The 26,675-nt window shown below is 69.9% G+C and carries 27 protein-coding genes; 21 read left to right on the top strand and 6 right to left on the bottom strand.

The window, feature by feature from the left end:
* Positions 1-20 precede the first annotated feature (20 nt).
* From nuoE to nuoN, 9 genes are read left to right on the top strand one after another with little or no spacing between them, the layout of a single operon-like run.
* Positions 21-710 (top strand): NADH-quinone oxidoreductase subunit NuoE, encoded by a 690-nt coding sequence (gene nuoE, locus NRB56_RS30860; protein WP_227838460.1) that lies wholly within the window; start codon positions 21-23, stop codon positions 708-710.
* Positions 707-2,047, top strand: a complete 1,341-nt coding sequence (nuoF, locus tag NRB56_RS30855; RefSeq protein WP_153347837.1) for an NADH-quinone oxidoreductase subunit NuoF — start codon at positions 707-709, stop codon at positions 2,045-2,047. The genes nuoE and nuoF overlap by 4 nt, the downstream gene beginning before the upstream one ends.
* Positions 2,044-4,521, top strand: a complete 2,478-nt coding sequence (locus NRB56_RS30850) for an NADH-quinone oxidoreductase subunit G (RefSeq protein WP_153347836.1) — start codon at positions 2,044-2,046, stop codon at positions 4,519-4,521. The genes nuoF and NRB56_RS30850 overlap by 4 nt, the downstream gene beginning before the upstream one ends.
* On the top strand, positions 4,514-6,292 hold the full coding sequence (nuoH, locus tag NRB56_RS40570) for an NADH-quinone oxidoreductase subunit NuoH (protein WP_406603549.1): 1,779 nt from the start codon (positions 4,514-4,516) through the stop codon (positions 6,290-6,292). Before NRB56_RS30850 ends, nuoH begins: the two co-directional genes overlap by 8 nt.
* Positions 6,289-7,086, top strand: a complete 798-nt coding sequence (locus NRB56_RS30840) for an NADH-quinone oxidoreductase subunit J (protein WP_153347835.1) — start codon at positions 6,289-6,291, stop codon at positions 7,084-7,086. The genes nuoH and NRB56_RS30840 overlap by 4 nt, the downstream gene beginning before the upstream one ends.
* Complete coding sequence (gene nuoK, locus NRB56_RS30835; protein ID WP_019926335.1) at positions 7,083-7,382, top strand: NADH-quinone oxidoreductase subunit NuoK; 300 nt, start codon at positions 7,083-7,085, stop codon at positions 7,380-7,382. Before NRB56_RS30840 ends, nuoK begins: the two co-directional genes overlap by 4 nt.
* A 1-nt stretch (position 7,383) precedes the next feature.
* Complete coding sequence (gene nuoL / locus NRB56_RS30830) at positions 7,384-9,318, top strand: NADH-quinone oxidoreductase subunit L (protein ID WP_153347834.1); 1,935 nt, start codon at positions 7,384-7,386, stop codon at positions 9,316-9,318.
* Positions 9,315-10,928: an NADH-quinone oxidoreductase subunit M gene (locus NRB56_RS30825; RefSeq protein ID WP_319943780.1), complete on the top strand. Its 1,614-nt coding sequence runs from the start codon at positions 9,315-9,317 to the stop codon at positions 10,926-10,928. The genes nuoL and NRB56_RS30825 overlap by 4 nt, the downstream gene beginning before the upstream one ends.
* Positions 10,925-12,574, top strand: a complete 1,650-nt coding sequence (gene nuoN / locus NRB56_RS30820) for an NADH-quinone oxidoreductase subunit NuoN (RefSeq protein WP_153347833.1) — start codon at positions 10,925-10,927, stop codon at positions 12,572-12,574. The genes NRB56_RS30825 and nuoN overlap by 4 nt, the downstream gene beginning before the upstream one ends.
* Before the next feature lie 54 nt (positions 12,575-12,628).
* Here nuoN and NRB56_RS30815 read toward each other — a convergent pair whose 3' ends face one another.
* Positions 12,629-13,243 (bottom strand): TetR/AcrR family transcriptional regulator, encoded by a 615-nt coding sequence (locus tag NRB56_RS30815; protein WP_153347832.1) that lies wholly within the window; start codon positions 13,241-13,243, stop codon positions 12,629-12,631.
* Between the two features lie 97 nt (positions 13,244-13,340).
* On the opposite strand from NRB56_RS30815, the gene NRB56_RS30810 reads away from it, so the two are divergent.
* The 3 genes from NRB56_RS30810 to NRB56_RS30800 all read left to right on the top strand — a co-directional run bounded on the left by NRB56_RS30810 (position 13,341) and on the right by NRB56_RS30800 (position 15,666).
* On the top strand, positions 13,341-14,045 hold the full coding sequence (locus tag NRB56_RS30810) for an SDR family NAD(P)-dependent oxidoreductase (protein WP_153347831.1): 705 nt from the start codon (positions 13,341-13,343) through the stop codon (positions 14,043-14,045).
* A gap of 95 nt (positions 14,046-14,140) precedes the next feature.
* Complete coding sequence (locus NRB56_RS30805) at positions 14,141-15,157, top strand: fused (3R)-hydroxyacyl-ACP dehydratase subunits HadA/HadB (RefSeq protein WP_319943779.1); 1,017 nt, start codon at positions 14,141-14,143, stop codon at positions 15,155-15,157.
* Between the two features lie 104 nt (positions 15,158-15,261).
* Positions 15,262-15,666 (top strand): HflX-like GTP-binding protein, encoded by a 405-nt coding sequence (locus NRB56_RS30800; protein WP_319943778.1) that lies wholly within the window; start codon positions 15,262-15,264, stop codon positions 15,664-15,666.
* 29 nt (positions 15,667-15,695) lie between these two features.
* Here NRB56_RS30800 and NRB56_RS30795 read toward each other — a convergent pair whose 3' ends face one another.
* Positions 15,696-16,511: an alpha/beta fold hydrolase gene (locus NRB56_RS30795; protein WP_153347829.1), complete on the bottom strand. Its 816-nt coding sequence runs from the start codon at positions 16,509-16,511 to the stop codon at positions 15,696-15,698.
* 190 nt (positions 16,512-16,701) lie between these two features.
* Here NRB56_RS30795 and NRB56_RS30790 point away from each other — a divergent pair, with 190 nt between their 5' ends.
* From NRB56_RS30790 to NRB56_RS39855, 3 genes are read left to right on the top strand one after another with little or no spacing between them, the layout of a single operon-like run.
* Positions 16,702-17,523, top strand: coding sequence for an SAM-dependent methyltransferase (locus NRB56_RS30790; RefSeq protein WP_153347828.1), 822 nt, complete (start codon positions 16,702-16,704; stop codon positions 17,521-17,523).
* 20 nt (positions 17,524-17,543) lie between these two features.
* A complete protein-coding gene (locus NRB56_RS30785) occupies positions 17,544-17,918 on the top strand; it encodes a VOC family protein (RefSeq protein ID WP_153347827.1) in 375 nt (124 codons plus the stop codon).
* 44 nt (positions 17,919-17,962) lie between these two features.
* The gene (locus NRB56_RS39855) at positions 17,963-18,562 is read left to right on the top strand and encodes a hypothetical protein (RefSeq protein ID WP_194291050.1); all 600 of its coding nucleotides are present in this window, start codon (positions 17,963-17,965) and stop codon (positions 18,560-18,562) included.
* A gap of 44 nt (positions 18,563-18,606) precedes the next feature.
* On the opposite strand, the gene NRB56_RS30775 is transcribed toward NRB56_RS39855, so the two are convergent.
* Both NRB56_RS30775 and NRB56_RS30770 read right to left on the bottom strand, forming a co-directional pair.
* Positions 18,607-19,179: a dihydrofolate reductase family protein gene (locus NRB56_RS30775; RefSeq protein ID WP_153347826.1), complete on the bottom strand. Its 573-nt coding sequence runs from the start codon at positions 19,177-19,179 to the stop codon at positions 18,607-18,609.
* Positions 19,167-20,228, bottom strand: coding sequence for a sigma-70 family RNA polymerase sigma factor (locus NRB56_RS30770; protein WP_319943777.1), 1,062 nt, complete (start codon positions 20,226-20,228; stop codon positions 19,167-19,169). Before NRB56_RS30770 ends, NRB56_RS30775 begins: the two co-directional genes overlap by 13 nt.
* A gap of 137 nt (positions 20,229-20,365) precedes the next feature.
* On the opposite strand from NRB56_RS30770, the gene NRB56_RS30765 reads away from it, so the two are divergent.
* Positions 20,366-20,956, top strand: coding sequence for a dihydrofolate reductase family protein (locus NRB56_RS30765; protein WP_153347825.1), 591 nt, complete (start codon positions 20,366-20,368; stop codon positions 20,954-20,956).
* A 125-nt stretch (positions 20,957-21,081) separates the two neighbouring features.
* Positions 21,082-22,584 carry a glycosyltransferase family 39 protein gene (locus NRB56_RS30760; RefSeq protein ID WP_153347824.1) on the top strand — a complete coding sequence of 501 codons (1,503 nt, stop codon included), beginning with the start codon at positions 21,082-21,084 and terminating at the stop codon, positions 22,582-22,584.
* A gap of 24 nt (positions 22,585-22,608) precedes the next feature.
* On the opposite strand, the gene NRB56_RS30755 is transcribed toward NRB56_RS30760, so the two are convergent.
* Positions 22,609-23,358, bottom strand: a complete 750-nt coding sequence (locus NRB56_RS30755) for an SDR family NAD(P)-dependent oxidoreductase (protein ID WP_153347823.1) — start codon at positions 23,356-23,358, stop codon at positions 22,609-22,611.
* A 91-nt stretch (positions 23,359-23,449) separates the two neighbouring features.
* Here NRB56_RS30755 and NRB56_RS30750 point away from each other — a divergent pair, with 91 nt between their 5' ends.
* Both NRB56_RS30750 and NRB56_RS30745 read left to right on the top strand, forming a co-directional pair.
* Positions 23,450-24,061, top strand: a complete 612-nt coding sequence (locus NRB56_RS30750) for a TetR/AcrR family transcriptional regulator (protein ID WP_319943776.1) — start codon at positions 23,450-23,452, stop codon at positions 24,059-24,061.
* Positions 24,058-24,444, top strand: coding sequence for a nuclear transport factor 2 family protein (locus NRB56_RS30745; RefSeq protein WP_153347821.1), 387 nt, complete (start codon positions 24,058-24,060; stop codon positions 24,442-24,444). Before NRB56_RS30750 ends, NRB56_RS30745 begins: the two co-directional genes overlap by 4 nt.
* An 81-nt stretch (positions 24,445-24,525) precedes the next feature.
* Here NRB56_RS30745 and NRB56_RS30740 read toward each other — a convergent pair whose 3' ends face one another.
* Complete coding sequence (locus NRB56_RS30740; protein ID WP_153347820.1) at positions 24,526-25,101, bottom strand: TetR/AcrR family transcriptional regulator; 576 nt, start codon at positions 25,099-25,101, stop codon at positions 24,526-24,528.
* 91 nt (positions 25,102-25,192) lie between these two features.
* Between NRB56_RS30740 and NRB56_RS30735 the strand changes: the two genes are divergently transcribed.
* Together NRB56_RS30735 and NRB56_RS30730 are read left to right on the top strand one after the other, a co-directional pair.
* Positions 25,193-26,071, top strand: a complete 879-nt coding sequence (locus NRB56_RS30735) for an SDR family oxidoreductase (RefSeq protein ID WP_153347819.1) — start codon at positions 25,193-25,195, stop codon at positions 26,069-26,071.
* 139 nt (positions 26,072-26,210) lie between these two features.
* Positions 26,211-26,651: a hypothetical protein gene (locus NRB56_RS30730; protein WP_153347818.1), complete on the top strand. Its 441-nt coding sequence runs from the start codon at positions 26,211-26,213 to the stop codon at positions 26,649-26,651.
* Positions 26,652-26,675 lie beyond the last annotated feature (24 nt).

Genomic DNA, 26,675 nt, shown 5'->3' with positions numbered 1-26,675 from the left:
CATCCGAGCGGAGCGAATCGATGAAATCCGAGATCTTCGTGGAGTTGACCCCCCGGACGACACCGTATCCGAAGGAGGTCCGCGACCGGCTCGAACTGGACGCGAAGCAGATCGTCGACTGCTACCCGCAACCGCGCTCGGCGCTGCTGCCGCTGCTGCATCTGGTGCAGGCCGAGGACGGCTGTGTCACCGGCGCCGGAATCCGGTTCTGCGCAGAGAGATTGGGGCTCACGGACGCGGAGGTCACCGCGGTCGCCACCTTCTACAGCATGTACCGGCGCACCCCGACCGGCACCTACCACGTCGGCGTGTGCACGAACACACTGTGCGCGGTGCTCGGCGGCGACGAGATCTACGCGACGCTGCAACGACATCTGGGCATCGGGCACGGCGCGACCACCGACGACGGCGCGATCTCGCTCGAGCACATCGAATGCAACGCGGCCTGCGACACCGCACCCGTGGTGATGGTCAACTGGGAGTTCTTCGACAACCAGACCCCGGACAGCGCAACGGAACTCGTCGACGCGCTGCGCGCGGGCCGGCCGGTGACCGGGTCCCGCAGCGGCGCCCCGCTGTGCACCTTCCGGGAGACCGAACGCATCCTGGCCGGCTTCCCGGACGAGCGTCCCGGCGCCAACGACGGCCCCGTCGGCCCGGCCGCCGTGGCCGGTCTGGCGGCCGCCGCCGATCAGGACGGCCCGCGATGACGCTCACCCCGGTCCTCAGCCGGCACTGGGCCGAGCCGCAGCCGTGGACGCTCGCGGCGTATCGGCGCCAGGAGGGTTATCGCGGGCTGCCGAAGGCGCTGCGGATGGGCCCGGACGAGGTCATCGCCCTGGTCAAGGACGCCGGGCTGCGCGGCCGCGGCGGCGCGGGCTTCCCGACCGGCATGAAATGGGGCTTCATCCCGCAGGGCGACGACAAGCCGCACTACCTGGTCGTCAACGCCGACGAGTCGGAGCCGGGCACCTGCAAGGACATGCCACTGATGCTCGCCACCCCGCACGCCCTGATCGAGGGGGTGATCATCGCCGCCTACGCCATCCGCGCGTCTCACGCGTTCATCTATGTGCGCGGCGAGGTGGTGCCGGTGCTGCGCCGGTTGCAGACCGCGGTCCGGGAGGCCTACGCCGCGGGTTTCCTGGGGCGCGACATCCTGGGCTCCGGCTTCGATCTGGAGCTGATCGTGCACGCCGGCGCCGGCGCCTACATCTGCGGCGAGGAGACGGCGCTGCTGGATTCGCTGGAGGGCCGCCGCGGCCAGCCCCGGCTGCGGCCGCCGTTCCCGGCCGTCGCGGGTCTCTACGCCTGCCCGACGGTGGTCAACAACGTCGAGTCCATCGCCAGCGTGCCCTCGATCCTCGCCGAGGGCGTGGAGTGGTTCCGGTCCTTCGGCACCGAGAAGTCGCCCGGATTCACCCTCTACTCGCTGTCCGGGCACGTCACCCGGCCCGGCCAGTACGAGGCTCCGCTGGGAATCACGTTGCGCGAGTTGCTCTCCCACGCCGGTGAGGTCCGGGCCGGGCACACGCTGAAGTTCTGGACCCCGGGCGGTTCGTCGACGCCGATCTTCACCGCCGAACATCTCGACGTGCCACTGGATTACGAGAACGTGGCCGCGCACGGCTCGATGCTCGGCACCAAGGCGTTGCAGATCTTCGACGACACCACCTGTGTCGTGCGCGCGGTGTTGCGCTGGACCGAGTTCTACGCGCACGAGTCCTGCGGCAAGTGCACACCCTGCCGGGAGGGCACCTACTGGCTGGTCCAGCTGCTGGAACGGCTGGAGGCCGGCACGGGCACCGAGGCCGATCTGGACACGCTCACCGACATCGCCGACAACATCAACGGAAAGTCGTTCTGCGCGCTCGGCGACGGTGCGGCGAGCCCGATCTTCTCCTCCCTGAAGTACTTCCGCGGGGAGTACCTCGAACACGTCCGCCTCGGCCACTGCCCGTTCGACCCGGCCAGGTCCACGGTCTGGGCCGGGAACGGCGGCGCCGCAACGGAATCCGCCGCCACGACCGAAGGGATCGCCGGATGACCGCGACCGTGAGCACCAGCGCCGGCGGCGGGGTGACCCCCGCCGAGATGGTGAGCGTGACCATCGACGGCACCACCGTCAGCGTGCCGCCGGGCACCCTGCTGATCCGGGCCGCCGAACTGATCGGCGTCCAGATCCCGCGCTTCTGCGACCATCCGCTGCTCGACCCGGTCGGCGCCTGCCGGCAGTGCATCGTCGAGGTGGAGGGTCAGCGGAAGCCGGTGGCGTCCTGCACGATCGCCGTCTCCGACGGGATGGTGGCGCACACCCAGCTCGGCTCGCCCGTCGCCGCGAAGGCGCAGGAGGGTGTGATGGAGCTGCTGCTGATCAACCATCCGCTGGACTGCCCCGTCTGCGACAAGGGCGGCGAATGCCCGTTGCAGAACCAGGCGATGTCCTCCGGCCGCGGCGAATCCCGGTTCGAGGGCGTGAAACGCACCTACCCCAAACCGATTCCGCTGTCGACGGCGGTGCTGCTGGACCGGGAGCGCTGCGTACTGTGCGCCCGCTGCACCCGTTTCGCCGACCAGATCGCGGGCGATCCGTCCATCGAGATGATGGATCGCGGTGCGCTGCAACAGGTCGGCATCCCCGCCTCGATGGGGCTGGCCACCGATTCGGGAAACGGCTCCGGCGGCGAGACGTTCGACTCGTACTTCTCCGGCAACACCGTGCAGATCTGCCCGGTCGGCGCGCTGACCGGCAGCACCTACCGGTTCCGGGCGCGGCCGTTCGACCTGGTGTCCAGCCCGGCGGTCTGCGAGCACTGCGCCTCCGGCTGCGCCCAGCGCACCGACCATCGCCGCGGAAAGGTGTTGCGCCGCTTGGCCGGAGACGACCCGGCGGTCAACGAGGAATGGAACTGCGACAAGGGCCGGTGGGCGTTCGCCTACGCCACCGAGCCCGATCGGCTGACCACCCCGCTGATCCGGGACTGGGACGGCAACCTGGCGCCGGCCTCCTGGCCGGAGGCGCTGGCCCGGGCCGCGGAGGGCCTCGCCGCCGCGCACGGCAACGCGGGGGTGCTGGTCGGCGGCCGGGCCACCGTCGAGGACGCCTACGCCTACGCCAAATTCGCCCGAATGGCGTTGCACACCAACGACATCGACTTCCGCACCCGGATGCACTCGGCGGAGGAGGCGGAATTCCTCGCCGCCCGCGTCGCCGGGCAGGGCACCCCGGTCGAATACGCCGATCTGGAGACCGCTCCGGTGGTGCTGCTGGCCGGTTTCGAGCCGGAGGAGGAGTCGCCGATCGTGCATCTCCGGCTGCGCAAAGCGGCCCGCAAGCGCGGGCTGCCGATCTACGCGCTGGCCCCGTTCGAAACCCGCGGCCTGCGGAATCTGTCCGGGCGCCTGCTCGCCACCGTGCCCGGCGGCGAGGCCGCGCAACTGGAGTCGCTGCGCACCGACCCCACCTCGGAGCTGTCCCGCCGGCTGCGGGAACCGGGCGCGGTGATCCTCGCCGGTGAGCGGCTCGCCGGTTTCCCGGGTGCGCTGTCGGCGGTGGCCCGGCTCGCCGACGAGACGGGGGCCGCCCTGGCCTGGGTGCCACGGCGCGCGGGTGAACGCGGCGCGGTCGAGGCCGGTGCGCTGCCGGATCTGCTGCCCGGCGGGCGGCCGCTGGCCGACCCGCGGGCCCGGCACCAGGTGAAGACGGTCTGGAACATCGACGATCTGCCGGTGACACCCGGTCGGGACACCGCCGCGATCCTCGCCGCCGCGGCACATCTCGGCGCGCTGGTGATCGGCGGCGTGGAGGTGGACGATCTGCCCGACTCGCGAGCCGCCTCGGCCGCCTTCGACAGCGCCCGCTTCGTCGTCAGCCTCGAGTTGCGGCGCACCGAACTGACCGACCGCGCCGATGTGGTGCTGCCGGTGGCCTCGGCGATGGAGAAGGACGGCACCTTCCTCACCTGGGAGGGCCGCCCACGACCGTTCGCCGCCGCCCTCGGCGACGCGACCGTCCGGCGGGCGGCGGCGCCGCTGGCCGATCATCGGGTGCTGCACGCCCTCGCCGCCGAACTCGGCACGGATCTCGGCCTGCCCGATATCGCTTCCGCGCGAGCCGAACTCGCCGAACTCGGGGTCTGGGACGGCCCGTCACCGGCGCTGCCGGCGCGGCCGCCGCACCCGGTGGCGCAGCCGGCCGCGGGCTCGGCGGTGCTGGCGGGCTGGCGAATGCTGCTCGACCGCGGCCGCATGCAGGACGGTGAACCCGGACTGGCCGGTACCGCCCGTCCGGCGGTCGTCCGGCTGTCGCCCGCGACGGCCACCGAAATCGGCGCCGCCGCAGGCGATTCGGTGCGGGTCAGCACCGAGCACGGCGCGGTCGTGCTGCCACTGGCGGTCACCGGGATGCCGGACCGGGTGGTCTGGCTGCCGCTGAATTCCCCCGGGTCGGTGGTGTATCGGCAACTCGCCGCCGCCCCCGGACATCTGGTGAGCATTCGACGGGAGGACGACGGTGAATGAGATCTTCGGCCACGATCCGTGGTGGCTGGTGGTCGGGAAGTCGATCGCCGTATTCGTGTACCTGCTGCTGATCCCGTTGCTGGCGGTGCTGATCGAGCGCAAGGTCGTCGCCTACATGCAGATGCGGGTGGGCCCCAACCGGGTCGGGCCGCGCGGCACCCTGCAATCCCTCGCCGACGGCGTGAAGATGCTCCTCAAGGAGGACATCGTCCCGGCGATCGTCGACAAGCCGATCTTCGTGCTGGCCCCGGTCATCGCGCTGATCCCGGCGGTGATGGCGTTCGCGGTGATCCCGCTGGGCCCGGAGGTGTCGGTGTTCGGCACCCACACCGCGCTGCAACTGACGGACATGCCGGTGGCGGTGCTCTACATCCTCGCGATGGCCTCGATCGGCGTCTACGGGATCGTGCTGGCGGGCTGGGCCTCCGGCTCGACCTACCCGCTGCTGGGCGGGCTGCGGTCCACCGCGCAGGTGATCTCCTACGAGATCGCGATGGCGGCCTGTTTCGCCGCGGTGTTCCTGTTGTCGGGCACCATGTCCACCTCGGGCATCGTCGAGAAGCAGTGGGGCACCTGGAATGTCTTCCTGCTGCTGCCGTCGTTCCTGATCTACGCGGTGGCGATGGTCGGCGAGACCAACCGCGCGCCCTTCGATCTGCCCGAGGCCGAGGGCGAACTGGTCGGCGGTTTCCACACCGAGTACTCGTCGCTGAAGTTCGCGATGTTCATGATGGCCGAGTACATCAACATGGGTACGGTGTCGGCGCTGGCCAGCACGATGTTCTTCGGCGGCTGGCACGCGCCGTTCCCGATCAGCCTATGGCACGGCGCCAATTCCGGCTGGTGGCCGCTGCTGTGGATCACGGCGAAGATCTGGATCTTCCTGTTCGTGTTCATCTGGCTGCGCGGCACGCTGCCGCGGTTGCGTTACGACCAGTTCATGAACCTGGGCTGGAAGCTGCTGATTCCGGTCTCGCTGCTCTGGGCGATGATCGTGGCCACGTTGAAGGTGTTGCAGGACAACGGGTATCACGTGCAGACCGCGGGCCTGGTCGGCGCCGGGATCGTCGTCTCGCTGCTGCTGATCGCGGTGGTGGTGCGGGCGGGCAAGGCGCGCGGCCCGATCGCGGACTCCGAACCGGCTGCCGCCGAACAGGTTCCGATCTATCCGGTGCCGCCGATGCCGGAGAATCCGGGGTCGCAGCCGGAGAAATCGGGTCTGCTGGACCCGCTGGCCGGATTCGCCGTCACCGCGGCGACGATGTTCAAGAAGCCCAACACCGAGTTCTATCCCGAGGTGAAGACGCCGACCGCGCCGCGCTATCACGGCCGGCACCAGCTCAATCGGCATCCCGACGGGCTGGAGAAGTGCATCGGCTGCGAGCTGTGCGCGTGGGCCTGCCCCGCCGACGCGATCTTCGTCGAGGGCGCCGACAACACCGAGAGCGAGCGATTCTCCCCCGGCGAACGGTACGGCCAGATCTACCAGATCAACTACCTGCGCTGCATCGGCTGCGGCCTGTGTATCGAGGCCTGCCCGACCCGCGCGCTCACCATGACCAACGAATACGAAATGGCCGACGACAACCGCGGCGACCTCATCTACGAGAAGGACCGGCTGCTCGCGCCGCTCGGGTCCGGGATGACGGCGCCGCCGCACGCGATGCAGCCGGGGACGACCGAGGCCGACTATTACCTCGGCAGGGTGGCGGGCGCGGAATCGGCTGAGCCCGAATCGGATCCGGCGCCGGCCGGTGGGGGTGTGCGATGACCACGTTCGTGGCGGAGGCGGTGGAGCGGACCTCCGGCGGCGAGGCCGTGCTGTTCTGGGTGCTCGCGGTGGTCGCGGTGTGCGGGGCGCTCGGCATGGTGTGGTCCCGCAAGGCCGTGCATTCCGCGCTGTGCCTGGCCGGCACCATGATCTCGCTGTCGGTGTTCTACATCGCCGAGGACGCGCTGTTCCTCGGCATCGTGCAGATCGTCGTGTACACCGGCGCGGTCATGATGCTGTTCCTGTTCGTGCTGATGCTCGTCGGCGTCGACTCGGCGGAATCGCTGCGAGAGACGTTGCGCGGGCACCGGATCGCGGTGCTGCTGGTCAGTCTGGGTTTCGGCCTGCTGCTGATGTCGGCGATCTCCCGTGGTGTGCGCGACGATTCGGTGGCGCGGACCGGGCCCGGTTTCACCGCCGATCCCATCGGCGCGCTCGCGGAACTGCTCTTCGTGCAGTATGTCTGGGCCTTCGAGCTGACCGGCGCGCTGCTGATCACCGCCACCATCGGCGCGATGGTGCTCGCCCACCGGGAACGCTTCGGCCCGCGCACCGATCAGCGGGAACTGTCGAAACGCCGCTTCCGCGAAGGACATCGGGTCACCCCGCTGCCGACGCCCGGCGTGTACGCGCGGCACAACGCGGTCGACTCGCCGGCCCGCCTGCCCGACGGCTCGTTCGCGGAACTGTCGGTCAGTTCCATTCTGCGCCAGCGCAAGAATCGCGCTCATACCGAGGCCGCGGTCGTCGGTGTCGGTACCCCTCCAGCCCCGGACGAGGAAGGCTCACGGTGAATCCGGACAACTACCTGTATCTGTCCGCACTGTTGTTCACCATCGGCGCCGCCGGTGTTCTGGTGCGGCGCAACGCGATCGTGGTGTTCATGTGCATCGAACTGATGCTGAACGCGGTGAATCTGGCGTTCGTCACCTTCGCTCGGGAACACCACAACCTGGACGGCCAGGTGTTCGCCTTCTTCACGATGGTCGTCGCCGCCGCCGAGGTCGTGGTCGGGCTGGCGATCATCATGACCATCTTCCGCGCCCGCCGCTCGACCTCGGTCGACGACGCCAACCTGCTGAAGTACTGACATGGGTACCGCGGATCAACTCTGGTTGCTGCCGGCCCTCCCGCTGGCCGGCGCGGTGATCCTGTTGCTCGCCGGGCGGTTCACCGACCGGTGGGGTCACTGGCTGGGCTGCCTGGCGGCGCTCGCGTCGTTCGGGGTCGGCGTCTGGGCCTTCGCCGGGATGCTCGGCCGGGAGGCCGCCGACCGGCCCGTCTACCACCACTTCTTCAGCTGGGTGCCGGTCGCCGGGCTGCACGCGGACTTCGCGCTGCAACTGGATCAGTTGTCGATGTGCTTCGTGCTGCTGATCACCGGGGTCGGGTCGCTGATCCATCTGTACTCGGTCGGGTACATGAAGCCCCGTGCCGAGCACGACGACTACACGGTTGCCGGTCGGCGGCGGTTCTTCGGCTATCTGAACCTGTTCCTGGCCGCGATGCTGGTGCTGGTGCTCGCCGACAACTTCCTGGTGCTGTACCTGGGCTGGGAGGGGGTGGGCCTGGCCTCGTACCTGCTGATCGGGTTCTGGTCGCGCAAGCCGTCCGCGGCGGCGGCCGCGAAGAAGGCGTTCGTGGTCAACCGGGTGGGTGACATGGGCCTGGCGATCGCGCTGTTCGTCATGTTCGCCACCTTCGGATCGGTCGACTACGGCACGGTGTTCGCGGCCGCGCCGCACGCGGGGCAGGGCACGCTGACCGCGATCGGGCTGCTGTTGCTGCTCGGCGCGTGCGGTAAGTCGGCGCAGGTGCCGTTGCAGTCCTGGCTCGGGGACGCGATGGAGGGCCCGACGCCGGTGTCGGCGCTCATCCACGCGGCCACGATGGTCACCGCCGGCGTGTACCTCATCACGCGGTCGAGCCCGATCTTCGACCTCGCGCCGGGGGCCCGGGCCGGGGTGCTGGTGGTCGGCGCGGTCACCCTGCTGTTCGGCGCGATCATCGGCTGCGCGAAGGACGACATCAAGAAGGCGCTCGCGGCCTCCACGATGAGCCAGATCGGCTACATGGTGCTGGCCGCCGGGCTGGGACCGGCCGGGTACGCGGTGGCGATCATGCACCTGCTCACGCACGGCTTCTTCAAGGCCGGGCTGTTCCTCGGCGCGGGTTCGGTGATGCACGCGATGCACGACGAGACCGATATGCGCCGCTACGGCGGCCTGCGCAAGGTCATGCCGATCACCTTCGCCACCTTCGGACTCGGCTATCTCGCCATCATCGGGGTGCCGCCGTTCGCGGGGTTCTTCTCCAAGGACCGGATCATCGAGGCGGCGTTCGGCTACGGCGGCCCGGCCGGGACCACCCTCGGCGTGGCGGCGCTGCTCGGCGCGGGGATCACCGCGTTCTACATGACCCGGGTGATGCTGCTGACCTTCTTCGGGCCACGCCGCTGGGCGGCGTCGACCGACGGCACCGTGGCAGAGCCGCATCCGCACGAGGCGCCGCTGAGCATGACCGGCCCGATGATCCTGCTCGCGATCGGCTCGGTCTGTTCCGGCGGCCTGCTGGTCTACGGCTCGTCCCTGGTGAACTGGCTGGAACCGATTGTCGGCGAACATCATTCGGAGGGGAGCCTGCCCTCCTGGGTGGTGACGACCCTGGCGCTGGCCGTGGTGGTGGCCGGTGTGGCGGTCGCCTACCGGCAGTACGGCCGCCGCGAGGTACCGGTCACGGCGCCCGAGACGGTCTCGGCCCTCACCGTCGCCGCACGGCGGGACCTGTACGGCGATGCCGTCAACGAGGCCGTGTTCATGCGGCCCGGACAGCATCTGACCCGGTCGCTGGTGTTCGTCGACACCCGCGGCATCGACGGCCTGGTGAACACCACAGCCGCCGTCATCGGCGGCCTGTCGGCCCGAATCCGGCGGGTGCAAACGGGATTCGTCCGCTCCTACGCCCTGTCCATGTTGACCGGCGCGACCCTGGTGGTCGCCGCCCTGCTCGCGGTGAGGTTGCTGTGAACGAGTTTCCGTGGCTCACGACGCTGTGGGTGCTGCCGCTGGCCGGGGCGATCGTGGTCGCCGCGCTGCCGGGACGCTTGCGGGGGGTGGCGCGCTGGACCGGTCTGGTGTTCGCGCTCGCCGCGCTGGCGATCGGGATCGTGGTCGCCGTGCGCTTCGAACCGGGCGGGCCGCAGTACCAACTGGTCGAATCACACCGCTGGATACCGGCTTTCGGGGCCGGGTACACCCTCGGCGTCGACGGTATCGCGCTGGTGCTGGTGTTGCTGACCGCGGGCCTCATGCCGTTGCTGCTCTTGGCCGGCTGGAACGACGACATCGGCGGCGCGGCCGGCGGCGGCGCCCGGGTCACCCAGGTCTACGTGGCGCTGATGCTGCTGGTCGAGTCGATGGTGCTGATCTCGTTCACCTCGCTGGACATCCTGCTGTTCTACGTGTTCTTCGAGGTCATGCTGATCCCGATGTACTTCCTCATCGGCGGCTTCGGGCCGCGCGGGGACAACGTCGCGGTCCGGCAGCAACGGGCCCGCGCGGCGGTGAAGTTCCTGCTGTACAACCTGTTCGGCGGACTGATCATGCTGGCCGCGGTGATCGGGCTGTACGTGCTCACCGCGCGGCAGCACCTCGGCGGCGCGGGCACCTTCGATTTCCGGACGGTGGTGGCCGCGGCCAATTCCGGGCAGCTCGGCGCCGGTCCGGCGGTGCTGAACGCGCTGTTCCTCGGCTGCATGTTCGCGTTCGCGGTGAAGGCGCCGCTGTGGCCGCTGCACACCTGGCTGCCGGATGCGGCGGTGTCGGCGACCCCGGCCGGCGCGGTGCTGATGATGGCCGTGGTGGACAAGGTCGGCACCTTCGGCATGTTGCGGTACTGCCTGCTGCTGTTCCCGTCCGCGACCCACACCTACGCGCCGCTGGTGAGCGTGCTCGCGGTGATCGGCATCGTCTACGGCGCGCTGCTGGCGATCGGGCAGACCGACGTGATGCGGCTGATCGCCTACACGTCCATCTCGCATTTCGGCTTCATCATCCTGGGCATCTTCGCCATGACGAATCAGGCCGGCGCGGGGGCCGCGCTGTACATGGTCAATCACGGCATCTCGACCGCCGCGCTGTTCCTGATCGCGGGATTCCTGGTGTCGCGCCGGGGAACTCGCGCGATCGAGGCGTTCGGCGGGGTACAGAAGGTGGCGCCCGTCCTGGCCGGCACCTTCCTGATCGCGGGCCTGGCCACGTTGTCGCTGCCGGGGCTGGCGCCGTTCGTCAGTGAATTCCTGGTGCTGGCGGGCACTTTCACCCGATATCCGGTGGCGGCGATCTGCGCGACCAGCGCGCTGGTGCTGGCCGCGCTGTACGTGCTGTGGCTGTATCAGCGCCTGATGACCGGGCCGGTGCGGGACGGCAACGAGAAGTTGCGGGATCTGCTGCCCCGGGAACTGGTCGTGGTGGTGCCGCTGCTCGCGGCGCTGCTGGTGCTCGGCGCCTATCCGAAACCGGTGCTCGATCGGATCAATCCGGCGGTGGCGTCGACGCTCACCACGATCGGGGCCCACGATCCGGCGCCGGCCGTGCCCCAGCCGGAGGCCGCGCCGACCCACGGAGGTACGCGATGACCAGTCAGCTTCTCGCCGCGGCGATCCCGGCGCCGTCGATCCGATATCGGGATTTGTCACCGATGCTCATCGTGTTCGGGGTCGCCGTCGCCGGGGTGCTGGTGGAGGCGTTCCTGCCGCGCTCGTGGCGCTACCCACTGCACCTGGTGCTCGGATTGGCCGGGCTGGCAGTCGCTTTCGGCGCGGTGGTCGGCCTGGCCGGCACCCGCACCACCGTGATGGCCGACGCGGTCGCGATCGACGGGGTGACACTGTTCCTGCAGGGCACCATCCTCGTGGTGGCGGCGCTGAGCCTGCTGCTGATCGCCGAACGCGGTGTGGCGCCGGCCCTGGCCCGGGTGCGGCGGGACGGTCCCGGCGCCTGGAGCCGGGCCGCGGCGACCCCCGGGGGCGCGCTCGTCCTCGACGGGTTCACCCCGCAGGCGGCGGCCGTGCCGGGCAGCAGCGACGAACTGGCCGCGGAGCGAGCGGGTTTCGCCACCACCGAGGTGTTCCCGCTGGCGATGTTCGCCGTCGGCGGGCTGCTGCTGTTCCCGGCGTCGAACGATCTGCTGACCATGTTCGTGGCGCTCGAGGTGCTGTCGCTGCCGCTGTACCTGATGTGCGGGCTGGCCCGCCGGCAACGGTTGCAGTCGCAGGAGTCGGCGCTGAAATACTTTCTGCTGGGCGCCTTCTCGTCGGCGTTCTTCCTCTACGGGATGGCCCTGCTCTACGGCTACGCCGGTACCGTGCGGTTCGCCGGAATCGCGGATGCGCTGGCGCGGGACCCGAATTCGAAGACCCTGGCCGTGCTCGGCGTCGCGATGCTGGCGGTCGGACTGCTGTTCAAGATCGGCGCGGTGCCGTTCCAGGCGTGGGTCCCCGACGTGTATCAGGGTGCGCCGACGTCGATCACGGGATTCATGGCCGCGGGCACGAAGATCGCCGCGGTCGGCGCGTTGCTGCGCGTGTTGCAGATCGCGGTGCCGGGCCTGCGCGACGACTGGCGGCCGATCGTGGCGGCGGTGTCGATCGCGACGATGGCGGTCGGCGCGATCATGGCCGTCACCCAGACCGATGTGAAGCGGATGCTGGCGTATTCCTCTGTGGCCCATGCCGGTTTCATCCTGACCGCGCTCGCCGGAATCGACAACGACGGGGCCGGTGGCACGTTCTCGCGGCCCGCGTCCGCCGCGCTGTTCTATCTCGCCGCTTACGGTGTGAGCACGGTCGGGGCGTTCGCGGTGGTCACGCTCGTGCGCGAGCGCGGCGGCGAGGAGGCGACGGCGCTGTCCGCCTGGGCCGGCCTGGGCCGCCGCTCCCCATGGCTGGCAACGACCTTCGCGCTGTTCCTGCTCTCCTTCGCGGGCATCCCACTGACCAGTGGCTTCGTCAGCAAGTTCGCGGTGTTCTCGGCCGCCTCCGCCGGTGGCGTGCCGGCCCTGGTGATCGTCGGTGTGATCTGCAGTGCGATCGCGGCGTTCTTCTACATCCGGGTGATCGTGCTGATGTTCTTCACCGACCCCCCGGCCGACGCCGCGGTGGTGGTGACCCCGGTGGTCTCGACACTCGTGATCGCCGTGACCGCGCTCGCCACCCTGGTCCTCGGCATCGTGCCGCAGCCGCTGCTGGATCTGGCCGACAAGTCGGCGGTGTTCGTGCGCTGAGTGCGAGTTCGCAACATGTGCCCCGGGCGGAATTCGCCCGGGGCACACTGCTGTTCAGGAATCGTGCGCCCCGGGGGCCCGGTCCGGGAGCGGCCGCGCGCCGGCCGCGCGCATCCCGTCCAGGTACAGCGCGAGATGCCGGCGCCAGGCGTGCGGTGCGGTTTCCCGGGTCATCTCCACGGTCCGGGAGATGCCCCACACCACGAAGGCGAGATCGCCGAGGGTGAGATCGGGCCGCAGCTCACCGGCGGACTTGGCGCGCGCGAACAGGTCCTCGAGCGCGGTCGCCCCGCGCAGCTGTAGCGCCTGCGCCGCGCCGGAGCGCAGTCCCCGCGCCGCCACCTCGTTGAAGCCCCGATCCTGCGCCTGCAAGGCGCACATACCGGTGACGTAGGCGACGACGCCCTGCCACGGATCCGGTTCGGCCGCCGCCGCTTCCGCGAGCGTCGCCAGCGTCTCCAGCCGGTCGAGGAAGACCGCGTCGATCAGGTTCTGCCGGGTCGGGAACCGGTTGTAGAGGGTGCCGTTGCTGACACCGGCGTGCCGCGCGATATCGGCCATCGCGACGTCGACGCCGTGCTCGGCGAACATCTCGCGGGCGGCGCGCAGCAGCAGTTCGCGGTTGCGGCGGGCATCACTGCGCAGCACGCGGGATTCGGCGGGAGGCATCGGCCGATTCTACAAGTTGACGATGCCGTCATGATATCGGTAGCCTGCCGATCGTAAGTTGACGAGACCGTCATGTTAATTCGGAAGGTGTCATCCGATGTCTCGAACCATCGCCGTCCTCGGCGCCGGACCCGGTTTCGGCCGATCCGTCGCGCACCGATTCGGTCGGGAGGGGTACCGGGTCGCGCTCGTGGCCCGTACTGCCGCGAAACTCGATCCGCTGATCGCGGAATTGGCCGCCGCCGGCATCGAGGCCGCCGGATTCCCCGCCGACCTCGCCGATCGCGCGGCCCTGCCCGTACTGCTCAGCGCCGTCACCGACCGGTTCGGGGACATCGATGTGCTCGAATACGCTCCCGCCGGACCGGAATGGCTGTCCCGGCAGGTGGATATCCGTGCCACCACAGTGGATTCGCTCGAATTCCCGCTGAACATGTTGCTGCGGACCCCGATCGAGATCATCGGGCGGGTGCTGCCGGGCATGCTCGCGCGCGAGCGCGGCACCATCCTGTTCGGACTGCCCACCACGGCGATGCCGATACCGCAGATGGGCAATGTCGCGACGATCGCCACCGCGGCCCGCGCCTATCTGCACGCACTGCACGTATCCCTCACGGGCACCGGCGTTCACGCGGGACTGGTCCAGGTCGCGGGCATGGTCGGCGGCAGCGAATCGGCTGCGTTCGTCCAGCGGAACTGGGATCCGGCCCTGCTGCCGGAGCCGCTGGATCCGGCCCGGCTCGCCGACGCCGCGTGGGAATTGCATTCCGGGCGAGACGAATTCGAACGGATCGTCGGCTGAGCGGGCGCGGGCCGTGGATGCCGCATAGCCGCCGCCAGGGTCGGCGGATACCGTGGGGGCGAGTGTCGGAACATGATGTAGCGAGGAGCAGCCCGGTGGTGGCAGCGGTGAACGTGGCCGATCTGGTGGGGCACGGTTACCGTGCCGACGACTATTACGAGGTCGGCCGGGAGAAGATCCGCGAGTACGCGCGAGCCGTGCAGGACGCCGCGCCGGCCCACCGGGACGAGGCGGCCGCCGCCGGCCTCGGCTATTCCGGGCTGCTCGCGCCGACCACCTTCCTGTCCGCTGTCGCCATGCTGGCCAACCGGCGGCTGCTCGAGAGCGTCATGAGCGGATACGACGTGTTCGTGCAGACCGATCAGGTCTTCGAGATGTACCGGCCGGTACTTGCCGGGGACCGGTTGACCAGCCATGTCGAACTCTCCTCGGTCCGCCGCATCGCGGGCAAGGATCTCATCACGATCACCAACACCTTCCTCGGCCCGGACGGCGACATCGTGCAGGTCATGCACACGACCGTCGTAGGCATCACCGCCGACGAGGTCGGCACGGGGATCTCCGAGGCGCTCGAGGGCGTGATCATGCACGACGTCGACCTGTCGACGCGGAACACGGCCGGGTCGGTGACGGTGGCGCCGCCGACCGGTTCCCGCTTCTCGGCGGTCACCCGGACCCGCATCCCGCGCACCGCGCGCCGATTCGAGGAGATCGCGGCCGGCGACGAACTGCCCCCGCGCACCGTGCGGCTGACGCGGGGCGATCTGGTGAACTACGCCGGCGTCTCCGGTGACGCGAACCCGATCCACTGGCACGACCGGATCGCCGGGCTCGCGGGCCTCCCGGATGTCATCGCGCACGGCATGCTCACCATGGGCCTGGGCGCCGGGTTCGTCACCGACTGGCTCGGTGATCCGGGGGCGATCACGCGTTACGGGGTGCGGCTGTCGAATTACACGGTGGTCGAGGCCGCGGACGCGGGGATCATCGAGTTCGCCGGCCGGATCAAATCGGTGGACCCCGAGACCGGGTCCGCGGTCGTCGTCATCGTCGCGAAGTCCGCGGGCCGCAAGATCTTCGGCCTGGCCACCGCGGACATCCGGCTCGCCTGATCTTGCCGAGGCGGACCGGTCGCCGAGGTGGCGACAACCGGCGATCCGGGCCGGAGGTCGTGCGGCCGGACCCGCGGAAGGTCATCGCCGGCGCCGATGTCATTGTGGCAGGGCTGTTCTCGGCCAAGCGCACGGATCGGTCGACGGTGATCGCCGACATCGAGGCCGAGGTGTGCCGCCTCGGCGGCCGGGTCGTCGCGAGTTTCGTTCAGCGACGCGGAGTCTCGGGGGGCAAGAAGGGAAGCGCCCCCGGTGGCGTGGCCGCGATGTCCGAACCGTATTCGTCCAGGACGCTGATGAGCGCGGGCAAGGTGCACGAGATCGCGGAGGCGTGTGCCCGGACGAACGCGGCGGCAGTCGTATTCTCCAACGAATTGACCGATCGGCAACGGACGGTGCTGACGAGGATCTGCGGCCGCCCGGTGTTCGGCCGCGACGATCTCACGCGGTGCGTCCCGGACCGGCCGTCACGGCCGGTCCGGGACGCGCACGAGGGCGAACCGCTGTAGGCCCGAGCCGTACGCGACGGCGGTGCGCGTCAGGCCGTCAGTTCGCGCAGGCGGTCGGCGAATTTCACCGGGTCCTCGGTGAAACCGCCGTGACCACCGGGGAACAGCTCCGGCTCGATCGACAGTTCGGCGCCGAGCGCGCGGGTCGCGCGGTCGCAGAACGTGCCGGCGGATGTCTCGCCGATGCCGAGCAGCAGGCGGGTCGGGGCGGCGCGTAGCGCGTCGAGGTCGGGCTGCCAGCCGGCGGTGCCGCGCAGTTCGTGCAGGTAGAAGTAGTCGTCGTTGGCGATGGCCGCCGCGTCGCGCTCACCGCCGAACATCTCCTGGAACACCGGTTCCGGCATGTGGATGTCCGCGAAGGTGAAGAACTTCCGGATCGCGCCGACCACGTCGCCCGCGACGTAGGTGGCGACGATGTCCTCGCGGGCCGCCCGCTGCTCGACCCGGTCGGGCAGCAGTTCCGACAGCGGCGGCTCGTGGGCGATCGCGGTGCGCACCAGCTCCGGATTCGCCTGCAGCAGAGCCAGAGTGGTGATGGCGCCGCCGGAGGAACCGAAAACCGTTGCGGGACCGGTGTCGACGTGCCGCAGCAACCGGGCCAGGTCGTCGGCGCGCAGTTCGGGCGTGGAATCACTGCCCGGATCGGTCAGCACGCTGCCGAAATGGCCGCGGGGATCGGTGGTCAGTACCGTGTGGTCGGCGGCGAGCGCGTCGGCCACCGGCGCGAAGGGGGCGGTGTGCATGGGCGAGCCGACCAGTGCGATCAGCGGTCCGCTGCCGCGCAATTCGTAGTAGAGCGTCCCGTCCGGGACGGCGAGGGTGGCGGTGTTGACGGTCGGGGTCATCGGATCCTCCGGAATCGATCGAAACGTACTCACCAGCATCGACGCGGTGCGCGGCCGGAACTCATCGGCGGATCCGGAACACCGGCCACCGCTGGCGGTTTGCCGCCATGAGCAAACCCGATACCCCGCATGTCCGATGCTCCTAGGATTGAACACACAACGAGATCTTCGAATACAGGGGTTGGTTCCCATGCCCGACAGCGCGGCGCAGATCGATCAGTCGAAGCCGAGCATTGCCCGCGTCTACGACTATCTGCTCGGCGGCAAGGACAACTATGCCGTCGATCGGCAGGTCGGGGACTTCTTCATCAAGGACCTGCCCGGTTCGGTGGGCATCGCGTACGCCAATCGGCAGGCGCTGATCCGCGCGGTCGGCAACATCGCCCGCGCGGGGGTCCGGCAGTTCCTCGACATCGGCAGCGGATTGCCCACCGCCGACAATGTGCATCAAGTGGCGCAACGCAATTCGCCCGACGCTCGGGTGGTGTATGTGGACAACGACCCGATCGTACTCGCGCACGGCCACGCCCTGCTGGCGACCGACGACCGCACCACCGTCATCCACGCCGATCTGCGGCAGCCGCAGGAGATCTACGATCACCCGGATGTGCAGCGGCTCATCGACTTCGGTGAACCGGTGGCGGTCGTCTTCAGCGCGATCCTGCACCACCTCAACGACGACGAGGATCCGGCGGGCCTGGTGCGCTGGTGGGCGGATCGGGTGCCGTCCGGCAGCTACTTCTACATCTCCCACTTCCGCACCGGGCACAACGAGGAAACCGCGGCCGCCGAGGAGAAATTGCAGGCCAGTTTCGGTCGCGGCCGCTGGCGTTCGGACGCCGAACTGGCGGCGCTGTTCGGCGATCTGGAACTGCTCGAGCCCGGCCTCGTGCCCTGTTCACGGTGGCGACCCGAGCCGAGCCCCGAGGGCATCGACAAGATCGGTCCCGCGGAACGGGAGATGACCGTCTGGGAGCACCTGATCTATTGCGCCGTGGCGAAGAAGCCCTGATCACCTGATAGCTTCGGCACATGATCAACGGTGCTCACACCATCGTGTACGCGGCCGACCCCGGGGCCGCGCGCGACTTCTTCCGTGACGTCCTCGGACTGCCGTACGTCGACGCCGGGCACGACTGGCTCATCTTCCGGTCACCACCGGCCGAATTGGCCGTGCACCCGGCCGACGGATCCGGTAGCGGCCGGCTGGAGCTGTACCTGATGTGCGACGACCTGTCCGCCACCATGGCCGAGTTGACCGCGAAGGGCGTCGAATTCACCTCGGAGGTCACCGATCAGCGCTGGGGCCTGCTGACCAGTCTGCGGGTTCCGGGCGCCGGCGAGATCGGCCTGTACGAGCCGAAGCATCCGACCGCCCACGACATCGACGGGCCGTCGCTCCCCTGAGCCCCTACCATCGGAGACATCCGCCGTAGCGAGGAGTCGTGCCGATGGTCAACCCGTATCCGCCGGGGCCGCAGCAGTATCCGGGGCAGCCGTGGCCACCGGCGCCGGGATATCCGGCGCCGGGCCACGGTGCGAGGTCCGGGGCACCCTGGCCGGTGCTGGGCGTCGTCATGGTCGGCCTGGCGCTGTTGTGCTTTGTCGCGCAGTCGATCTGGGAAATCGCCGACAGTCATCACGCCGACTGGTACCTGGTCCCGGACGTACTCTGCGCGGTGGTCGGCGTGGTCGGCGCGATCCTGGTGCTGACCCGGCCCGCCGTCCCGGCCGGGCGCGCGCTCGCGGGCGCCGCCGCCGGCGCGATCTTCCTGCGCGCGATCAACGGCGTGATCGGCAGCCTCCAGTTCTCCGAATACGAACCCTTCTCGCACGACGGGTTCTGGCTGTTCATTCCGGCGACCATCGCCGCGGCCGTCGCCATCGTGCTGCTGGCACTGCCCGCCGCACCCCCGGAGACCGCCCCCGCCCCACCGCCCTGGCCCGCGCCGGGCGTGCCGCCGAATTACGGAGCGCCGCAACCCTATCCAGCACCGGGTGCGCCGCCGCCCGCCGGATACCAGCCGCCCTGGCCGGGCCGGCCACAGTAGCGGAGGAGTCGCGGGCCGGGGACGGTGCGGCGGCGCTGCGGGTCTCAAGGCGAATCGTGCGGCCGCCTCGCGGGATCGGTTGTCTCGTAGGTCAGTTTGACGATCTCGGAGAAGGTTTTCACGGCCGTGAGGCTCAGGTCGGCGTGCTGCCCCGGTCGGAAGAACTGCTTTCCGGTCCCGGCCAGAACAGGGTGGACGGCGAGGTCGAGCACGTCGAGCAGCCCGGCGCGCAGCAAGGTCTCCCCCAGCAGGCCGTGGCCCATGACCAGCAGATTTCCTCCGTCCTGCTGCTTCAGCCGAGCCACCTCGGCGACGACATCGCCCCGGACGACGGTCGGATCGCCCCAATCCCCCTGTCGCAAGGTCGAACTGAACACATACTTCGGCATCGCGGTCAGCCGGCCGGCCCACATCGGCTTGTGCGCCCCACCGGCGCCGTAGAGTTCGGCGAACGCTTCGTAGGTGCGGCGGCCGAACAGGATCGCGTCGCACGCCATCAGCAGGCCCAAGCCGTCCCGGAGATACGCCTCGTTCTGGTATCTGCCGACTCCCATGCCCACCGGGTCCTCGAAGACGCCGTCCGCCGAGATCAGAACGTACTCGATCACCTTCCGCATCGCGCGACCTCCTGGGTCGAATCTTCGGCGCCGGTGGCCGAAGCCGGGGCCGGTGCGCCCGGGAGAGATTGCGGCAGGCCGAATCCGAGCACGGTCTCGTCGAATCGGGTCAGCGCGCTGATCCGGCCGCCGGCGAGGGTGAGGACGAAGAGGCCGGCTCCGCGGCGACCGGCCGGGGTGGGCCGGTAAACCTCCAGTGCCGGTTGACCGTTGGCGCGCGTCGGCGCCAGTTCGGATCGTCGTCCCGAGGCGAAGAGGAAGGCGCAGAAGCGGGCGACGCTGTCCCGGCCTCGGTATTCCAGCGGTATCGGCGGCATCGACATGAAGACGTCGTCGGTGAACAGAGCCACCAACGCGTCGATGTCGGCGGATTCGTACGCGCTGACGAACTTCGCCACGATCTCCTCCTCGGCGGCTGAGTCGCGGGCGGGCGGCTGCTCTCGGGGCACCGGCAGCCGGCGCCGCATTCCGGCACGTGCGCGCTTCAGGGCGCTCTTGACCGATTCGACGGTGGTGTCCAACATCTGGGCTACTTCGTGCGCGCGGAATCCGAGGACGTCGCGCAGGATGAGGACGGCGAGCTGGCGGGGCGGCAGGACCTGCAAGGCGGTCACGAAGGCCAGGGAAATCGATTCGGTTTGCTCGTACCGGGCTTCCGGACCGAGCGGCACACCGAACGCATCGTCCAGCAGGGCGTCGGGATACGGTTCCAGCCAATGGATTTCGCCGAGCCCGGTGGGTTCCGGGGGTTCCGTTCCCGGGACGTCCCACTGCCGGGCCGGTCGCCGGCGAGCCGAGCGCAACGCGTCGAGGCACCGGTTGGTCGCGATGCGGTAGAGCCAGGTGCGCAGGGTCGCGCGCCCGTCGAACCGGTCGAGACCACGCCAGGCGGCGAGCATGGTGTCCTGGAGGGCGTCCTCGGCATCCTGGAACGATCCGAGCATCCGGTAACAGTGCACCTGTAGCTCGCGACGGTGCGGCTCGGTCAGCGCCCGGAACGCCTCGCCGTCGCCGGCCCGTGCCCTCGACATCAGGTCCATTCCGGCCACCTCACTTCTCGTGTCTGGTTCCACACCGTATGGACGTCGGCCGAGGTGCGAACGGGGCGCTCGCATAGAGCCCCCTTCGCCGGCGCCGCGGCGTCCGTACCGATGACAGCCGACAGCGTCCTCGAAGGAGCACGGAAATGGGAAGAATCGTCATCAGTTCGAACGTCACGCTCGATGGAGTGGTCCAGGACCCGGACGGCGAGGAAGGTTTCGAGCGGGGCGGCTGGTTCCACCGGTTCGTGACGGGCAAGGACCTCGAAGCCTGGGTCGCCCGCGAGACGGCGGAAGTGCTGGGTGCCGAGGCGCTGCTGCTGGGCGCCCGCAGCAGTGAGTGGTTCGCGTCCCGGATGCTGGGCGCGGATGTCCGCGTGAGCCCCGAGTGGGCGGATCGGGTGCGCAGCCTCCCCAAATACGTCGTGTCGTCGACCCTCGAGGATCCGCGGTGGAGCAACGCCACGATTCTCGAAGGCGATGTGGCGAAGGAGGTTTCGGAGCTGAAGCGGACGGTGGACGGGGACATCCTGGTCTACGGCAGCTACCGTCTGGTGCGGGTACTGCTGGAACAGCGGCTGGCCGACGAACTGCGGCTGATGATTTTCCCGGTCGTGGTGGGATCCGGTCGGCGGATCTTCGACGAGACCGGCGACCAGCAGCCGCTGCACCTGGTCGATATGCGAAAAGTCGGCGACGGCTTGATGTTCTGCGCCTACGAGCTCGTGGGTGGCTGACGGTCAACGCGATTGACCGGCCCGGCTCGGCCGTTCTACGGTGGGTGGATGTCCGGGCAGGTGACGGTCCGCTCGGCGGCGGGGATCGTGAGTGTGGTGTATCCGGGCCGGGGCGTGCCGGCTCGATGACGAAACCCGAACTCCCCGAACCGAACACCCGACGCGGCGAACTCCTGGACCGTCCATCGCCGCACTGGCGGCCGGTTGTGCTGGTGGCCGCCGTGACCGGCCTCGTGCATCTGGCGATCGCCGCCCGGTTCGGCTGGCACCGCGACGAGTTCTACTACGTGATCTGCGGACGGCATCCGGACTGGGGTTACGTCGATCAGCCGCCGCTCGCTCCCCTGCTGGCCCGCGCCGCGGCCGCCCTGCCCGGTGGTGTGCTGCCGCTGCGGATCCTGGCGATCGCGGCGCAGGTCGGGTGCGTGCTGCTGGCGGCGGTGCTGGCCGCGGAGTTCGGCGGCCGGCGCCGCGCGCAGGTGCTCGCCGCGGGGGCCGTCGCCGCCTCGCCGGTGTTCGTCGCGGGCTCGATGCTGTTCGGCACCACCGTGCTGGATCAGCTGGCCTGGGCGGCCGTGCTGGTGCTGGTGGCGCGGGCGCTGCGCCGCGGCACCCTCGGCGCGTGGCTGTCCGCCGGGTTCGTCGCCGGAATCGGCCTGGAGAACAAGAACACCCTGGCCGTATTGTTGCTCGGCATCGTGGCGGGCCTGGTCATGCTCCGCCGGGAGGTTCTGCGCGGCCCGGGCCCCTGGCTGGCCGGTGGCGTCGCGGGGCTGCTTGCCGTGCCGAATCTGATCTGGGACGCGCGCCACGAATGGGCGAATGTGCATATGGCGCAGCGGTTGTCCGAGAAGCAGGGCGGAGTCCTCGGCTCGGCGGCCGAGTTGCCGGTGACGCTGCTGCTCCTGGCCGGGCCTCCCCTGGTGGTGCTCTGGGTGGCCGGGGTGCGGCGGCTGTGGTCGGCGGACGGGCGGGAACACCGCTGGTTGCTGGTGGTCGCGGTGGTGGCGCTGGTGCTGTTCACCGCCGGTGGCGGCAAGGGGTACTACCTCGCCCCCGTGCTGGTCGGCCTGTTCGCCGCCGGAGCCGTGCGCGTCGAGGCGAAGGACGCCGGGCGGGTCGCGTGGCCGATCGCGATGGTGGCGTGCGGACTGGCCGCGGTGCTGATCGGGCTGCCGGTCCTCACCTCGGCCGTCTCGTCGGCGCTGCGCTCGGTCGACCCGGAGCCGATGGAGACCTACGGCTGGCCCGGATACACCGATCAAGTGATCCGCGCGGTGGCCGAATTACCGCCCGGCACACCGATTTTCACCAGCAACTACGGCGAGGCCGGAGCGCTCGAGCTGCTCGGACCGCCACGCGGGCTGCGCAATCCGGTCGTGAGCGCCCACAACAATTATCTGCTGTGGGGACCACCGCCCGGCACCCCGGACACCGCGCTCTGCGTGGGCGAGTTCGAGGCGACCTATCTGCGCCGCTTCTGGTCGGATGTCACGGTGCTGGCCCCGATCACCCTGCCGGACAGGCTGTCGAACGAGGAGACCTCCGACCACGCCGCCATCTACCGCTGCCGCGCACCACACGGCAGCTGGGCGCAGATGTGGCCGGAACTGCGCCATCTCGACTGAGATTCCACCGGGCCGGACACCCCGTCAGACCTGGGCCTGCCCGCCGTCGGCGAAGAGCTCGGTGCCGTTGACGAAGGACGCGTCCGGTGAGACGAGAAACAGAGCGGCACCGGCGATCTCGGCCGGATCGGCCACGCGTCCGAGCGGGACGTCACCCGCGAGGTTGTCGAGCAGGCCCTGCTGCTGATCGTCGGGAACCAGGCCGAGCAGGCCCGGCGTCCGTGTCGGTCCCGGGGCGAGCGCGTTGACGCGGACGTGACGGTCCTTCAGATCCAGGGCCCAACTGCGCGCGAAGTTCCGGATCGCGGCCTTGGAGGCGGCGTAGACGCTGAAGGCCGCTCCGCCCAGGACGGACGTGGTCGAGCTCATCAGGACGACGGAGGCGCCGTCCACCAGCAGTGGCAGCGCGCCCTGCACGGTGAACAGGGTGCCCTTGACGTTCGCGTCGAAGGTCTCGTGATAGTGCTCCTCGGTGATCTCGCCGAGCGGGACGAAGGTCCCGCCGCCCGCGTTCGCGACCAGCGCGTCGATGTGACCGGCCTGTTCCCGCACGGTCGCGTAGAGCGCGTCGAGGTCCGCGGGGACCGCGGCGTCGGCGCGCACGCCCGTCACGTCGCCGCCGATCTGCTCGACCGCGGCCCGCAGCGCCTCCGGGCGCCGCCCGGTGATGAACAACCGCGCACCCTCCGCGGCGAAGCGCTGGGCGATGGCCAGGCCGATGCCGCTGGTCGCGCCGGTGACGACCGCTACCTTGCCGTCCAGGGTCGTGCTCATGTGCCGCTCCTCACGAGTTATGGAATGTTCGTTCCCGATCTTGCAACACGATATCAGGAACGTTCATTCCAAAACTGATAGGCTGGTGAGCGTGGCCAGACCGAGAACCTTCGACGAGTCGACCGTCGCGCGGCATGCCCGCGAGACGTTCCACGACCATGGCTACACCGCGACCTCCGTCGAGCAGCTCACCGCGGCGACCGGACTGCCCCGCAGCAGTCTGTACGGGGCGTTCGGTGACAAGCACGGACTGTTCCTGCGGGCGTTCGAGCAGTATTGCGACGAGGAGATGGCCGCGGTGCGCACCGAGTTGGCGGGCGCCGATCGGGAGGCGTTCGCGCGGTTGCGGCGTCATCTCCGCGGGAAGACCGCCGACCCGGTGGCCTCGCGCCGCGGCTGCCTGCTGGCCAAGGCCACCGCGGAACTCGCCGACCGGGATCCCGACGTGGCGCGGATCTCGGCGGCCGCCTACCGGATCTACGAGCAGGCGCTGACCGAATGCCTGCGCGCCGCGCAGGCCGCCGGCGACGCGCGCTCGGATCTCGACCCCGGCGCCGGCGGCGCGCTGCTGCTCGCCGTCCTGCGCGGCATCGAGGCGCTCGGCCGCGCCGGCCATTCCGAACCCGCGCTGCGCGCGATCGCCGACTCCGCTGTGGCGATGCTCGCGGCCGGTCACCCAGCGACAGTGGAGGATCGACCGTGACGACCGAGGACCGGATCGGTGAACTCGTGCGGCGCAACCTGTTCGAGGTGTTCGGCGAACGAGACGGCGACGTTCGGCGCGCGGTGATCGCCGAGTTGTTCACGCCCGACGCGCAATTCACCGACCATGAGGGCACCGTCACCGGCCACGCCGGCATCGACGCCGCGGCAGAACGGGTGCTGACCATGTTCCCGCGGTCGCACTTCGCCGCGGCGGGCGCGCCCTCGGCGGTCGGCGATCTCGGCCGGATCGCCTGGGAGCTGCGCGGCGCCGACGATGTCGCGCAGGCCCGCGGGACCGATATCGCCACCGTGGCCGACGGGCGGATCACCCGGATGTGGACCTTCGTCGAGCCGGCCGCCGACGAGGGTCCGCGGGCCTGAATCGCGACCGGTGCCACCGGCGGCCGGAAGCCGCGGAGCGGCGGCGAATCGCCTCCCGGCCCGGGGAATTCGCGGTGCGGGTCAGCCCAGCGCCGCGCCGGCGGCCCGCAGTTCCGCCAGGGCGGCCACCGTGTACGGTGCGAGACCGGTTGTGCCGGAGTCTGTTTCGGACCAGCGGGCATAGCCGCGCTTGAACGCGAGAACCCCCATCTCGGCCGCGAGATGGGCGGCCGGCTCGGGGACGCCGCGGGCGAGGAGCGCGGTGGTCATCGCGTCGGCGAGCCCGATGTGCTTGAGTGCGTCCCGTTCCCGGAGTTCGGCGCTGGCCGCGACGGCGGCCTTCAGCCGGGGGCCGAGTTCCCGGTTCAGCGGGCCCATTTCGTTCGAGGCGCGCTCCAGGCCGGCGGCCACCGCCTCCAGGGGGCCGGCGCTCGCGGGGGCCTGCTCGATCCCCTCGGCGAGCAGATGACTCAGGGTCGCCTGCCCCGCGACCAGGACATCGCGCTTGTCGGAGAAGTGCCGGAAGAAGGTACTGCGGGTGACGCCGGCGCGTTCGGCGATCTGCGCCACGGTGGTGACGTCGTAGCCCTGTTCAATGAACAGGTCCACGGCCGCGACGACCATGCGTTCGCGCGCTCCGGGTTCCCATCGAGCCATGCCGGTACCGTAGCAGAGTGATGCGACACGTGTCCCATCCCTCTGCTACGGTGATGAGACAACAGTCCCATCACCTTCCTGGAGAACTCCCATGCATGTCTTCGTCACAGGCGGAACCGGCACGATCGGCTCCGCCGTCATTTCCGAACTGCTCGGTAGCGGGCACACCGTGCTCGCGCTGGCGCGTTCGGACGCCTCGGCGAGAACGCTCACGGACGTCGGCGCCGAGGTGCTGCGCGGCTCGATCGCCGATCTCGACGCTCTGCGCGCCGGTGCGGCGCGGTCCGACGGCGTGATCAGCCTCGCCTTCGACCACCACGGCGACGCGGACGGGCTCGTGCGGGCCATCGCCGAGGAGAGCGCCGCCCTGGCCGCGCTGGGCGACGAGCTGATCGGGAGCGATCGCCCGATCGTCGCCGTCTCGGGCACGCCGTGGGTGCCGGGCCGCATGTCCGTGGAAAGCGATCCGCTACCGGCCGAGGGACCCGTCGCGGGCCGCGCCCGATCGGTCGGCGCGCTGCTGGAACTGGCCTCGCGCGGTGTGCGCGCCACGGCGGTCCGGATGCCGCGCACCGTGCACAACGAGGGCAAGGGCGGATTCGCCGGCCTGCTGACCGACCGGGCGCGCCGCACGGGCGTCGCGGGTTATCCCGGCGACGGCACCCAGCGCTGGCCCGCCGTGCACGCCCTGGACGCGGCGGTGCTGTTCCGGCTCGCCCTCGAGTCGGCGCCGGCGGGGACGTCCTGGCACGCCGTCGCCGACGAGGGAGACGCGGTGCGCGACATCGCCGCCGTCATCGGGCGCCGGCTGGGCCTGCCGGTCGAGTCCGTCCCGGCCGAGGATTTCGGCCCGTTCGGCCCGATCTTCGCGATGGACCAGCCGGCCTCCGGCACCTACACCCGCGAAACCCTCGGCTGGCAGCCGAAGCACCCCGGTCTGCTCGACGACCTGGAGAACATCCGCGCCTGAGGATCGGATGCGCCGCTGCGCGGGGCCTGAGGGTGTCGTGCGCTCGATGGTTGAGTCAGTTACGGACAGGTGTCTATTCTAGTGTCCGACCGGCTGGTGGCGTGGGGTCGTCTGCCGGGACGGGAAGAAAGGCTCGACCATGACGAAAGTTCCCACCCGCGAAGCACGGCTGGCTCATGCGGCGAAGCATGCCGAGTTGTGGAACGCCGGCCGCAAGGACGAATGGGTGGCCTCGTGGCGTACCATCATCCCGGCCGACGTGCGCCTGTTCGATCCGGTCGGCACGGAGGAGAAAACCGGTTTCGACACCGTCACCACCCACGCGTGGGATCTGTTCCAGCACCTGCTGCGGATCACCATGCTGACCGTGCAGGTCAACGGTGACGAGATGGCCTGGGTGTGTGAGAACCGATTCGGCACCGGTGACGACGTGATCATGGTCCACAGCATCGAGACCTTCGCGTGGGATCACGAAGGCAACCTGCTGATCAAGACCTACTATCCGATGCCGGAACAAGTGAGCGCCGACGACGATCCCTATGCCCACATTCTCGAAGGCCACCGCGGCAACAGGTCGTGATCGGCCGCGACGGCCCGGCCCTGA

Source organism: Nocardia aurantia (assembly GCF_009604425.1).
GTDB lineage: Bacteria > Actinomycetota > Actinomycetes > Mycobacteriales > Mycobacteriaceae > Nocardia > Nocardia aurantia.
The sequence above is the reverse complement of the archived record's forward strand: the minus strand, read 5'-3'. Positions and strand labels throughout refer to the sequence as shown.